Genomic DNA, 12,452 nt, shown 5'->3' with positions numbered 1-12,452 from the left:
GGCGGTGTCACCTGGCCGTCTTCCCGAGGTCATGAGGTCGATGCTAGAGATGGCGCCTTCCTTCTTGTTACCCGATAGACGAGAACGGTCATACCCGCGTGCTGTTCGGACACGACCACAAAAATATGCGGTTAGAAAAATGCCAGTCAGGCTTAACTGACTGGCATTACCACACAGGGTGGCGCTTTGGCAGGGCAGGCAAAGGCAGGCTACAGGGCGAGCTCCATCTCACGATGGGGAATCCCCGCATCCATAAACACATCGCCATGGGCAACAAACCCCAGGCGTTCATAGAAAGCGAGGGCATGTAACTGGGCGCTAAGCGCTGCATGAGGGTGGCCGGCCTCGCGGGCGGCTTTAATGGCCGCCTCCATTAGCTGGTAGCCAATGCCCGTGCCTCGGGCGCTGCTAAGTACCGCAACGCGGCCAATGTGGCCATCGGGCAGCAGTCGCGCGGTGCCTACCGGCTCGCCATTGAGAGTGGCTAAAAAGTGCAGGCACTCCGTATCGCGGCCATCCCACTCCTCTTCTTGAGGAACTTGCTGCTCGTCGATAAAGACGATTCGGCGAATCAGCGAGGCTGGCTCACCCAGCGTTGCCCAACTACCACTTTTTACCGTTACCGCTTCCACGCCTTACTCCTCGTCGTCGCCTTCGCCCATAAAACCGAGGCTGCCGCTGTTGATGAGCTGTGTAATCAGCGCTTTAGCGCCGTCAATTTCCAGCACCTCTTCGTACATCGGCGTTGGGTCAGCGAGGCGTTTTGCCAGAGTCTCTGAGCAGGTATGCCCGTCGCCATCGACAAATAGCGTGGTGCCTGACGCATCGCTGCGCCATGCAAAGCGAGAACCCGGCATATGGAACAGTGGCTCACCGTCTTGTAGTTGAGCAACAAGGTCGGCTTCGCTCATCGGCTCCTCAAGGGCCACGACTTGATCGATATATTTTGGCTGGGTCATCACTCGGCCAAACCACTGGGCAACCTGTTCAGGGTTATCCAGGGTGGAGAGAATAAACTGGCGCATACGCTCAACAGCGGCATCGTCGAGCTCGCCTAACTCTTCAGCCGGTGTCATTCCCGCGTCGCTGTAGCGATAGGAGTCCGAGACCTGCTCGCCAATGTAATCGGCGTAAGAAGTGATCGCTTCGTCCGCAGAGGGCGCCCGGAAACCCACTGAAATCGTCATGCAGTCGTCGGTTTGGCTAACACCGTGGTGTGCCCAGCCGGGCGGGAGATAGAGCATGTCGCCCGGTGCCAAGGTCCAGTCAGAATCTGCTTCAATTTCGAAAGACTCCAGAATACGCAGATCAATGCCCTGAATAATGGCGGCGTTATCTGGCTGCTTGCCACCTAGCTGCCAACGACGGTGGCCGCTTGCCTGCAATAGAAACACATCATACTGGTCGATATGCGGGCCAACACTGCCGCCGGGCGGCGCATAGCTCACCATGATGTCGTCTAACCGCCAGCGGGGTAGGAAATCAAACTCTTCCATCAGCGCAGCGATAGAGGGCACATAGTGATCCACCGCTTGAACCAGTAGGCTCCAGTGTCCCTCTGGAAGGCGCTCAAAGGTAGCGTTATCAAACGGCCCATGGGACACCTGCCAAGGGCCATCAGGGCCGTTCTCTTCTACCAGCCGCGCTTCGACGCCGGGCTCGCAGGCAAGGCCTGCCAGCTCATCGGGGTCGATAGGGCTGACGAAATCAGGGATAGCGCCACGAATCAGCAGTGGCTTCTGCTGCCAGTAGTTGGCCAAGAAGTCTGCAGGCGTTAAATCGCCTAGCAGGGTGAGTGGCTTATCGTGATGACTCATGGCGTTATCCTAGTTCAAGTGAGCGCTACGTCAGTGTCGCAGGGCGTCGTTTAGAGTGCAGCAAGCCGCTGGTTGAGTGCTTCGGCCTGGGCCTTCGCATTACCAATATAGCTGGCGGGCGAGAGCGCCTTCAGCTCATTTTTCACCGTCTCGGGCAGCTCAAGGGTATCAATAAAGGCTGCAAAGCCTGCTTGATCAATGCGCTTGCCACGGGTCAGCTCTTTAAGTTTTTCGTAGGGCTTTTCAATGCCGTAGCGACGCATAACGGTTTGGATCGGCTCGGCAAGCACTTCCCAGCTATTGTCCAAGTCTTCTGCCAAGCGCTCCGGATTAGCTTCTAATTTGCTGATGCCTTTGAGGCTGGCATGGTAGCCAATCAGACCATAGGCCAAGCCAACGCCTAGGTTACGCAGTACGGTGGAGTCGGTCAGGTCGCGCTGCCAGCGGGAGATCGGCAGCTTTTGCGCTAAGTGGCTCATCACCGCGTTGGCGAGGCCCAGGTTGCCTTCTGAGTTTTCAAAGTCAATCGGGTTGACCTTGTGCGGCATGGTGGAAGAGCCAATTTCGCCTTCTACGGTGCGCTGCTTGAAGTAGCCCAGGGAGATGTAGCCCCATACGTCGCGGTCAAAGTCGATCAGAATCGTGTTGTAGCGGCAGATCGCATCGAACAGTTCGGCAATGTAGTCGTGGGGTTCGATTTGCGTGGTGTAGGGGTTAAAGCTTAAGCCCAGGCCTTCAACGAAGGTGCGCGCGTTGGCTTCCCAGTCGATATCCGGGTAGGTGGTCAGGTGAGCATTGTAGTTGCCTACCGCTCCGTTGATTTTGCCCAGAATCTCCACGCTTTCGATCTGCTTGAGCTGGCGCTTGAGGCGATACGCCACGTTGGCCATCTCTTTACCCAGCGTGGTGGGGCTAGCCGTTTGGCCATGGGTGCGTGACAGCATTGGCTGACCTGCATGGGTAATCGCCAGCTTGGCAATCTCATCGGCGACTTCATGCATTGTCGGCAGCATAGCTTTCAGGCCGTCTGCCAGCATCACGCCGTAGGAGAGGTTGTTGATGTCTTCACTGGTGCAGGCAAAGTGGATAAATTCGGTAACGGCGTTTAGCTCTGCTTGGCCTGCAATCTTCTCTTTTAGGAAGTACTCCACCGCTTTAACGTCGTGGTTGGTGGTGCGCTCAATCTCTTTGATGCGCTCCGCGTCATCGACTGAGAAGTCACGAATAAGCTGCTCTAGAAACGCGGTGGCTTCTGCGGAAAGCGGCGGGACTTCGACAATCTGGCCGTGCTCAGCAAGACGCTGCAGCCAGCGCACTTCCACAATCACGCGCGCACGGATCAGGCCGAATTCACTGAAGTGTTCACGTAGCGCGGCGGCTTTGGCGCCGTAGCGGCCGTCAACGGGAGAAAGGGCGGTCAGAGCAGAGAGTTGCATGGCTTGGTTTCCAGAGTGGTCAAAGTCGGAGGTCGAAAGTAAGGTATCTTGGCGGCTAGCTAAAGTTATCCAGCGCTCGGCGTAGCGCCTTGCGTTGAAACACCAGCTTCCAGCGGCGGCCGCCCTGCTGATGCCACAACAGCGCAAAGCGAATACCGGCCATTAAGCAAGCGCGTACTCGTTCCGGCATCATGCGGGTTTGCAGTAGCGAGGGGTCGCCCTGCACCACAATGCGCGTTTTAAATGTTGAGATGGTCTCTTGGTAAGTTTCACCAAGGCTGGCAATGACGTTTTCGTGAGTCGTTCCAAAGTGTTCTGCTTGACCTTGTACATGGGTCAGTTTTTGGCCTAACACGTCCATCATTTGGCGGTCGGTGCGCAGCTTATTCATTAGCAGCAGCAGCGAAAATCCGTAGCGCAATACCACCGGGTTGGCCTGCTTACGGCCGACGAGCGCTTCCAGCGTATCCAGCCCGCGGCGTAGGTTGTTCGGATGGCCGCCGTAGATGGCTTCAAAACTTTCCGGGTTGGTGTCTACCGTCGCGTTGATCAGCGTTTCCCACGCGCGTGCATCCACTTGCCCCGTACGGGCGAGTTCATCGACGAGGCTTGCTGCTTGGAATACTCCCGCTAGCGCGAGGGCTTGACGGGCAGCGGGGGTGTCGGGCGCGCGGTGAATAGGGGTTGCGCTCATGCAGCGGTCTCCGAGGCATTCCAGGTGGCGCGAATAACGCCGCCGCCTAAGCAGATGTCGTTATCGTAAAGCACCAGCGACTGGCCGGGCGTGACCGCCCACTGCGGGTCGTCAAAAATTACCTCAACGCTGCCATCGGCCTGGGCGACAATTTCGCAGGGGCAGTCGCTTTGGCGGTAGCGGGTTTTGGCGGTAAAGCGGCCTTGCTGAACCGGCGGCTTTCCGGCGACCCAGTCCATCGCCTCGGTGGCGAGTGCATTGGTGTAAAGCAGCGGATGATGCTTGCCTTGCACCACGATCAGCACGTTGCGCTCGAGATCTTTTGCTGCCACGTACCAGGGGTCTTCGGAGTAGTTGGCCAAACCGCCAATACCTAACCCTTGACGCTGCCCCAGGGTGTAGTACATCAAGCCCATGTGCTGGCCAATTTCATCGCCTTCAGGGGTCTCGATGGTGCCCGGCTGGGCGGGCAGGTACTGCTGCAGGAAGTCGCGGAAACGACGCTCACCGATAAAGCAGATGCCGGTGGAGTCCTTTTTCTTCGCGGTGATGAGGTCGTGCTGCTCTGCCAGAGCGCGTACTTCGGGTTTTTCAAGCTCACCGACCGGGAACAGCGTGCGGGCAATCGCCGCTTCTGGCACCGCGTGCAGGAAGTAGCTTTGGTCTTTATTGCCATCCAGGCCTTTCAGCAGGCGCGGGTGACCGTCACGGATGCCTTGGCGCACGTAGTGGCCGGTGGCGATTTTGTCGGCACCCAGCATCTCGGCATACTCCAGGAATACCTTGAACTTGATCTCCCGGTTGCACAGGATGTCAGGGTTGGGCGTACGGCCCGCTTTGTACTCCGCCAAGAAGTGCTCGAATACGTTGTCCCAATACTCGGCAGCGAAGTTAGCCGTGTGCAGCTTAATGCCCAGTTTGGCGCACACGGCTTCCGCATCGGCCAGATCCTCTTTGGCCGTGCAGTATTCGGTGCCGTCGTCTTCATCCCAGTTTTTCATAAACAGGCCCTCGACCTCGTACCCCTGTTGGAGCAGAAGGAGAGCAGAAACGGAGGAGTCGACGCCGCCGGACATGCCGACAATCACTTTACCAGTGGCAGCGGTGTGGGTGTCTGACGCGTCCTGGGTGGCTGTGCCATCGGTGGATGTCATTGGCATCCTCAGTTGAAGTGGTGTGCAATTGGGCAGCGATTATACACGATGGGGGCTCGATGCTTCGAGTGCTTCACTCTTGGATCACCGAAAGCGGGAAGTGACGGTGGTTCAGGGCATCGTCAATCCGCCTCAGCACCAGCGGGCTTCTTAACCGCTGCGCGGCCGCGACTGCGACGATCTCATCGCGTGTTAACCAATGGGTAGCCACAATGGCCGGGTCAATCGCCGTGGTGAGCGGCTGTTCAGGGACGCCGGTAAATCCATGACTATGAAACGTTTCTCCCTCTGGGGTGTGAAAAACGTACAACCCTAAATAGCCGGTGAGCGATACCTGCCACGCCGTTTCCTCTTGCACCTCGCGCTGTATAGCGGCTACCGGCCCTTCGCCAAGTTCCACATGCCCGGCGGGCTGATTAAAGAGCGTGTGGGCACCACCTTTATCCTCTTCCACCATTAAAAAATGCTCGCCCTGCTGAATCACACAGGCCACCGTGCTGCGTATGGTTGGCCGAACAGTAGGAGAAGGAGTGTTCATTTTTTAGGGCCTCTGGATTTGGTGCTTCGTTTGGGAGCTGCTTTTGCGGCACGCGCTTTATTGGTACCTGAGCCTTTTGGTGAGGCGCTTTTCGGCTTGGCGTTTTTTGGCTTAGCCTTTTTTGGCACGGCGCGAGGCTGCTTGGCGTTGTCCGGGCGCGGTGCGTGCAGGGTTTCTTTACGCCATTCTCCGGGTGCCAGGTCGCCAAGCTGCCAGGGGCCAATGGCCGCACGAATCAGGCGCAGGGTAGGAAAGCCTACGTGGGCAGTCATGCGGCGCACCTGGCGGTTGCGGCCTTCGCTAATAGTGAGTTCTAGCCAGCTGGTGAGAGGGTGGCGCTTGGGGTCGATCGGCGGGTCACGTTCAGCAATAGCAGGCGGCGCTATACGGCGCGCTTTGGCGGGTAGGGTCGGGCCATCTTTTAACGTAATGCCTGCTTTGAGCGCGCGGATGGCTTCATCGGTAATGTGGCCTTCAAGCTGCACCCAATATGTTTTTGGCTGCTTGTGTTGGGGGTGGGCAATGCGGTGAATAAGGGCCCCGTCATCACTGAGTAGCAGCAGGCCTTCAGAATCAAAATCAAGGCGGCCAGCGGCGTACACCCCTGGGGCGCGAATCACCTCTGCCAAGGTGGCTCTGCCCTGGCTATCGGTAAACTGGGAGAGCATACGGTAGGGTTTGTGCAGTAAATATAAGGTGCTCATCGTCTCACAAGCTGTCTCAAGAACTAGAGGTGGAGGATTTGTCGACAATCGCTCATGCGGTTAAAGTGCAGCGCTGGTATAATCTGGCGCAGCTGTTTGAGATGAACCGTTGGCAGCGTAATGACCACCGTTTTCATCTGTCGTCATCGTTACCGCAATAACCACCGAGTGACCAGTAGTACCACCGACTGACCAAAGGGGCAGCGCATACAGGATGCTCCACCCGCTTCGCGGCATGGCTAATCGTTGAATGAGCCGCGTAGCTCAGGATTTTTTATAATCACAGCGACCGAAAAAAAGAGGTTAACGCAAAAATGTCTAAAACGCCGAAGATCATTTATACGCTCACCGATGAAGCTCCTGCGCTCGCTACCTACTCTTTGTTACCCATCATTGATGCTTTTACCGACTCTGCCGGTGTCGAAGTAGAGACCCGCGATATTTCTCTTGCTGCCCGCGTATTAGCACAATTCCCGGATATTCTGAGCGACGAGCAGCGCGTTAGCGATGACTTGGCGGAGCTTGGTCAGCTGGCGAAGACGCCTGAAGCCAACATTATCAAACTACCCAATATCAGCGCCTCTGGCCCGCAGCTAAAAGCAACCATCAAAGAGCTGCAAAGCCAAGGTTACCCGCTGCCTGACTACCCGGAAGAGCCGAAAAACGACGAAGAAGCCTCCGTTAAAGCGCGTTACGACAAAGCCAAGGGCAGTGCGGTAAACCCGGTGCTGCGCGAAGGTAACTCCGACCGCCGCGCGCCGAAATCGGTCAAAAACTACGCTCGCAAATACCCGCACCGCATGGGTGAGTGGAGCGCTGACTCTAAGTCCCACGTGGCTCATATGAGCGAAGGCGACTTCTACGGCAGCGAACAGTCGGCGGTGATGGAAAAAGCCGGCACGCTGAAGATTGAGCTGCAGCAAAAAGATGGCACCAACGTGGTGCTAAAAGAGGGCCTTGCGGTACAAGCAGGCGAAGTCATTGACGCCGCCAGCATGAGTAGCCGCCGTCTGCGCAGCTTTATTGACAGCCAAATCAGCGATGCCAAAGAGAGCGGCGTGCTGTTCTCGCTGCACTTGAAAGCCACCATGATGAAGGTCTCCGACCCAATCATGTTCGGTATCGTGGTAGAAGAGTTCTATAAAGAGGTGCTGGAGAAGCACGCTGACGTGCTGAAGAGTGCTGGCTTCAACCCGAACAGCGGTATCGGCGACCTTTACAGCGCTATTGAGAAGTTGCCCAGCGACCAGCAAGAGGCGATCAAAGGCGATGTAGAGGCCCTTTATCAAACTCGCCCGGCCATGGCGATGGTGAACTCCCATAAAGGCATCACCAACCTGCATGTGCCCAGCGACGTGATCATCGACGCCTCTATGCCAGCGATGATTCGTGATTCCGGCAAGATGTGGAACGCGAATGACGAGCTGCAGGATGCCAAAGCCGTCATTCCTGACCGCTGCTACGCCACCATTTACCAGGCGGTAATCGAAGACTGCAAACAGCACGGTGCCTTCGACCCGACCACCATGGGCAGCGTACCTAACGTGGGCCTGATGGCGCAGAAAGCCGAAGAGTACGGCTCTCACGATAAAACCTTCCAAATGCCTGCCGACGGGACTGTCGTGGTCACCGACGATTCAGGCCAAACTGTGTTTAGCCATACGGTAGAAGCAGGCGATATCTGGCGTATGTGCCAGACCAAAGACGCGCCGATTCAAGATTGGGTGAAGCTGGCCGTGACTCGCGCTCGCGATAGCGGTGCCCCGGCGCTGTTCTGGCTGGACGCTAATCGCGCCCACGACGCGCAACTGATCAAAAAGGTCGAAACGTACCTGAAAGATCACGACACCGCTGGCCTGGATATCCGAATTCTCGCGCCGGTCGATGCGATGAAGGTTTCTTTGGAGCGTATCCGTAAAGGCGAAGACACCATCTCCGTCACTGGTAACGTACTGCGCGACTACTTGACCGACCTGTTCCCGATCATGGAACTGGGCACCAGTGCCAAGATGCTCTCCATCGTACCGCTGATGAACGGTGGCGGCCTGTTTGAAACGGGCGCTGGCGGTTCTGCACCTAAGCACGTTCAGCAGTTCCTGGAAGAGAACCACCTGCGTTGGGATTCGCTGGGTGAGTTCCTGGCCCTGGCGGCGTCGCTTGAGCACCTGGGCAGCACCTTCGGTAACGCCCGTGCTACGCTGCTAGCCAAAGCACTGGATGAAGCCAACGGCCAATTCCTCGACAGCAACAAGTCACCGTCGCGTAAAGTGGGCGAGTTGGATAACCGTGGTAGCCACTTCTATCTGGCGCTCTACTGGGCCGAAGCCCTGGCTGCTCAAGACCAAGACGCCGAAATGAAGACGCTGTTCGCCCGCCTGGCCGAAACGCTGAAAGCCAACGAAGCCGCTATCGTGGACGAACTCAACAGCGTTCAGGGGCAGTCGGTGGATATTCAAGGCTATTTCCGCCCGAGTGGCGAGCTGGCCAGCCAAGCCATGCGTCCGAGCAAAACGCTGAACGACGCACTGGCGATGGTTGCCAAGGGCTAATTGCCCCACTCAATCGTAAATTGAGTGCTGCTACACCCCCTGCCTGCTTTGCGGGCAGGGGTTTTTTGTTTGGCCCAGTGTGATAATTTTGAGTTTTTCATGAACCCTTGTTGATGGCGCGCGTCTTATACAGCAGATTATGTGTGTACAACCGAGCCCAGTGTTAACAGCACCTAGTGTTGCCTGAGCTTTAGTATTAGCCAAGCATAATGTTGGGTGAGCACAGTGCTGTAATACCTTTGTGTAAGACATCGCCTGTCAGCCGAGAGAAGATGATCCTTGTTGCTTATGCCTAATACAGAAAGCCTATATATGGTGGCCACCTTAAATGCAGGCATGACACGCCCTGGCATGCCTGAGCATGACGATGACCTAGCAGTACAGTCAGCTGAGCCAGCAGTGGCACAGCCGCCGCTGTACAAGGTGGTATTGCATAATGACGACTACACTCCCATGGAGTTTGTTGTCGAAGTGCTGCAAGGCTTTTTTAATATGGATAGCGAAAAAGCCGTGCAGGTGATGTTGGCGGTACACACCCAGGGGAAAGCCACTTGCGGCATTTTTACCCGGGATATTGCTGAAACTAAAAGTTATCAAGTGAATGAGTATGCCCGTGAATGCGAGCACCCGCTAATGAGTGACATCGAAGCTGCTGATTAAGCCTATTTAAAATGAGTAGCGTTGAAAAAAAGTAGCACAGGGGCTTGCAACCACACCATTTGTACCCGATGTTGAAAGTGCCGGTCGATTAAACTGATCCGACGCAAGCCCTAGGTGGCGATATGCCCTAGGTAGTAGCGAAAAGGGGACTGCCATGCTGAGCAAAGAACTTGAACTGACCCTGAACACGGCCTTCACCGTGGCTCGCTCAAAGCGCCACGAATTCATGACCGTAGAGCATCTGCTTCTGGCGCTGCTAGACAATGCCTCTGCGGTGGATGTGCTGAAGGCGTGTGGGGCAAACCTCGACAAGCTGCGGTCCGATCTGCAGGATTTCATTAACTCGACCACACCGCTGATCCCAGAAGGTCAGGGTGACCGTGAAACGCAGCCAACGCTGGGCTTCCAGCGCGTGCTGCAACGTGCTGTATTCCATGTTCAATCTTCCGGTAAAAGCGAAGTGACTGGCGCTAATGTGCTGGTGGCCATCTTTTCCGAGCAAGAGAGTCAAGCGGTTTACTTCCTTAAACAACAAAGCGTGGCGCGGGTAGACGCGGTGAACTACATCGCCCACGGAATTTCTAAAGTCTCTGGTCATGGCCCGTCGCCATCACCTTCCTCTCAAGAGAGTGACGACGCAGAAGAGGGGAGCGCTGAAGGCGCTGCTCACCCGCTGACCGGCTACGCCACCAACCTCAATGAGCAGGCACGTCAGGGTAAAATCGACCCTCTGATTGGCCGCGACCATGAGCTTGAGCGCGTTGTGCAAATTCTGGCCCGCCGTCGTAAAAATAACCCACTACTGGTGGGTGAAGCGGGTGTGGGTAAAACCGCTATTGCCGAAGGCTTAGCCAAGCGCATCGTCGAAGAAGACGTGCCGGAAGTCATTGCCGACGCGGTGGTTTACTCACTGGATATGGGCGCACTGCTGGCAGGCACCAAGTACCGAGGCGATTTTGAAAAACGCCTCAAGAGCCTGCTAAGCGAGCTGCGTAAACAGCCCAATGCTGTGCTGTTTATTGATGAGATTCACACCGTGATTGGTGCGGGCGCTGCATCGGGTGGCGTAATGGACGCCTCTAACCTGCTGAAGCCACTATTGTCATCTGGCGAGCTGCGCTGCATCGGTTCGACGACGTTCCAAGAGTTTCGCGGTATCTTCGAAAAAGATCGTGCGCTGGCGCGTCGTTTCCAAAAAGTCGATGTGCTTGCACCGTCTGTTGAAGACACCATCAAGATCCTCAAAGGGCTGCGCTCGCGCTTTGAAGAGCACCACGAGCTTAAGTACACCGATGGTGCACTAGAAAGTGCTGCTCGCTTGGCGGATCGCTATATCAATGATCGCTTCCTGCCCGATAAGGCGATTGATGTCATTGATGAAGCAGGCGCCCATCAGCGCATGCTGCCACCGGAAGTGCGCACTAACACGATTGATGTGGAGCAGGTAGAAGCGGTAGTGGCCTCTATTGCCCGCATTCCACCGAAGAGCGTGTCGAGCTCGGATCGCAAGCAGCTTGAAAAGCTAGACCGCGATCTGAAAATGCTGGTGTTTGGGCAGGATGAAGCCATTGACTCCCTGTCTGCCGCCATCAAGCTCTCCCGTGCGGGCCTGAAGTCGCCAGACAAACCCGTGGGTAACTTCTTGTTTGCCGGGCCAACCGGTGTGGGTAAAACGGAAGTCGCCAAACAGCTTGCGCATATCATGGGCATTGAGCTCGTCCGCTTTGATATGTCTGAGTACATGGAGCGTCACACCGTATCACGCTTGATCGGTGCGCCTCCTGGCTATGTTGGGTATGACCAAGGCGGTCTGTTAACAGAAGCAGTCACCAAGCAGCCGCACTGTGTACTGCTGCTTGACGAAATCGAGAAGGCCCACCCGGAAGTCTTTAACCTGCTGCTGCAGGTCATGGATCATGGCCGCCTGACCGATAATAACGGCCGCGAAGCGGACTTCCGTCACGTGATTCTGATTATGACCTCTAACGCAGGGGCAGAGCAGGTATCACGTCGCTCTATTGGCTTCCAGAATCAGGATCACTCTACCGATGCCATGGAAGTGATTCGCCGCACCTTCTCGCCAGAGTTCCGCAACCGCTTGGACGGCATTATCCAGTTCCATGCGCTGCCCACCACGGTGGTGCGTAACGTTGTCGATAAGTTCCTGATCGAGCTACAGGCACAGCTAGACGAGAAGCGAGTACAGCTAGATGTAGACGACACGGCGCGAGACTGGCTGGCAGAGAAAGGCTACGACCCGGATATGGGCGCAAGGCCAATGGCTCGCCTGATCCAAGAGAAGCTCAAGAAGCCGCTAGCAGAGATGATTCTGTTCGGTGAATTAGCGGAGCAAGGTGGGATTGTGCATGTCAGCTTAGAGGAGGGTGAGTTACACCTGACAACTGAGTCGGAAATGGCAGACGCGCCCTGAGAAGGGCGCTAAGTACCCGCAAGCTCTGACTCAATTACCCGCTAACGCACAGCGCCCTGTCTTCGACGGGGCGTTGTCGTTTTCAGGGAGCGGCGCCGTAATTACGCACTATTCACAGCCAGCCATCAGACGTACACGCGCGAACAGACGTTCATTGCTTGAAGGTGTTTCAAGGCTTAGCGCGAGCGGTAAACAATACGGCCTTTGGAGAGATCGTAAGGCGTCAGCTCTACCTTAACCTTATCGCCGGTCAGAATGCGGATGTAGTTTTTACGCATTTTGCCAGAGATATGGGCAGTCACAACGTGACCGTTTTCCAGCTCAACCCGGAACATGGTGTTGGGAAGGGTATCAACAATAACGCCTTCCATTTCAATATGATCTTCGCGTGCCATATAGGCAGATCCTCACTTATTTTACATCGTGGTTGGTCGAATGATTGTTTCAATAAGCGTTGGCACAAACCTGC

General features: G+C 56.0%; 12 protein-coding genes and 1 pseudogene. 5 read left to right on the top strand and 8 right to left on the bottom strand.

Annotated features, from left to right (window positions below; translation table 11 throughout):
* Positions 1 to 160: pseudogene (locus ACIGG6_RS04820) on the top strand (IS4 family transposase); the annotation flags it as partial.
* 49 nt (positions 161 to 209) lie between these two features.
* Here ACIGG6_RS04820 and ACIGG6_RS04815 read toward each other — a convergent pair.
* The 7 genes from ACIGG6_RS04815 to ACIGG6_RS04785 all read right to left on the bottom strand — a co-directional run bounded on the left by ACIGG6_RS04815 (position 210) and on the right by ACIGG6_RS04785 (position 6,343).
* Entirely contained in the window at positions 210 to 632 is a 423-nt protein-coding gene (locus ACIGG6_RS04815; RefSeq protein WP_399842717.1) for a GNAT family N-acetyltransferase, read from the bottom strand.
* 3 nt (positions 633 to 635) lie between these two features.
* Positions 636 to 1,817 carry a JmjC domain-containing protein gene (locus tag ACIGG6_RS04810; protein WP_399842714.1) on the bottom strand — a complete coding sequence of 394 codons (1,182 nt, stop codon included), beginning with the start codon at positions 1,815 to 1,817 and terminating at the stop codon, positions 636 to 638.
* Positions 1,818 to 1,867: 50 nt separating this feature from the next.
* Positions 1,868 to 3,253, bottom strand: a complete 1,386-nt coding sequence (purB, locus tag ACIGG6_RS04805; RefSeq protein ID WP_399842711.1) for an adenylosuccinate lyase — start codon at positions 3,251 to 3,253, stop codon at positions 1,868 to 1,870.
* Between the two features lie 55 nt (positions 3,254 to 3,308).
* On the bottom strand, positions 3,309 to 3,947 hold the full coding sequence (gene hflD, locus ACIGG6_RS04800; RefSeq protein WP_399842709.1) for a high frequency lysogenization protein HflD: 639 nt from the start codon (positions 3,945 to 3,947) through the stop codon (positions 3,309 to 3,311).
* Positions 3,944 to 5,101 carry a tRNA 2-thiouridine(34) synthase MnmA gene (mnmA, locus tag ACIGG6_RS04795; RefSeq protein ID WP_399842707.1) on the bottom strand — a complete coding sequence of 386 codons (1,158 nt, stop codon included), beginning with the start codon at positions 5,099 to 5,101 and terminating at the stop codon, positions 3,944 to 3,946. Before mnmA ends, hflD begins: the two co-directional genes overlap by 4 nt.
* 73 nt (positions 5,102 to 5,174) lie before the next feature.
* Positions 5,175 to 5,639, bottom strand: a complete 465-nt coding sequence (locus ACIGG6_RS04790) for an NUDIX domain-containing protein (RefSeq protein WP_399842704.1) — start codon at positions 5,637 to 5,639, stop codon at positions 5,175 to 5,177.
* Positions 5,636 to 6,343: a pseudouridine synthase gene (locus tag ACIGG6_RS04785; RefSeq protein ID WP_399842702.1), complete on the bottom strand. Its 708-nt coding sequence runs from the start codon at positions 6,341 to 6,343 to the stop codon at positions 5,636 to 5,638. The genes ACIGG6_RS04790 and ACIGG6_RS04785 overlap by 4 nt, the downstream gene beginning before the upstream one ends.
* Before the next feature lie 38 nt (positions 6,344 to 6,381).
* Here ACIGG6_RS04785 and ACIGG6_RS04780 point away from each other — a divergent pair, with 38 nt between their 5' ends.
* From ACIGG6_RS04780 to clpA, 4 genes are all read left to right on the top strand, one after another.
* Positions 6,382 to 6,504 (top strand): hypothetical protein, encoded by a 123-nt coding sequence (locus ACIGG6_RS04780; RefSeq protein WP_399842699.1) that lies wholly within the window; start codon positions 6,382 to 6,384, stop codon positions 6,502 to 6,504.
* A gap of 153 nt (positions 6,505 to 6,657) precedes the next feature.
* Positions 6,658 to 8,892 (top strand): NADP-dependent isocitrate dehydrogenase, encoded by a 2,235-nt coding sequence (locus ACIGG6_RS04775; RefSeq protein WP_399842696.1) that lies wholly within the window; start codon positions 6,658 to 6,660, stop codon positions 8,890 to 8,892.
* 351 nt (positions 8,893 to 9,243) lie between these two features.
* A complete protein-coding gene (gene clpS / locus ACIGG6_RS04770) occupies positions 9,244 to 9,552 on the top strand; it encodes an ATP-dependent Clp protease adapter ClpS (protein WP_083026654.1) in 309 nt (102 codons plus the stop codon).
* Positions 9,553 to 9,706: 154 nt separating this feature from the next.
* Positions 9,707 to 11,983, top strand: a complete 2,277-nt coding sequence (clpA, locus tag ACIGG6_RS04765) for an ATP-dependent Clp protease ATP-binding subunit ClpA (RefSeq protein ID WP_399842693.1) — start codon at positions 9,707 to 9,709, stop codon at positions 11,981 to 11,983.
* Between the two features lie 176 nt (positions 11,984 to 12,159).
* Here clpA and infA read toward each other — a convergent pair whose 3' ends face one another.
* Positions 12,160 to 12,378, bottom strand: coding sequence for a translation initiation factor IF-1 (gene infA / locus ACIGG6_RS04760; RefSeq protein ID WP_007111068.1), 219 nt, complete (start codon positions 12,376 to 12,378; stop codon positions 12,160 to 12,162).
* Positions 12,379 to 12,452 lie beyond the last annotated feature (74 nt).

This window comes from Vreelandella lionensis, assembly GCF_044543515.1.
Lineage (GTDB): Bacteria > Pseudomonadota > Gammaproteobacteria > Pseudomonadales > Halomonadaceae > Vreelandella > Vreelandella lionensis.
The sequence above is the reverse complement of the archived record's forward strand: the minus strand, read 5'-3'. Positions and strand labels throughout refer to the sequence as shown.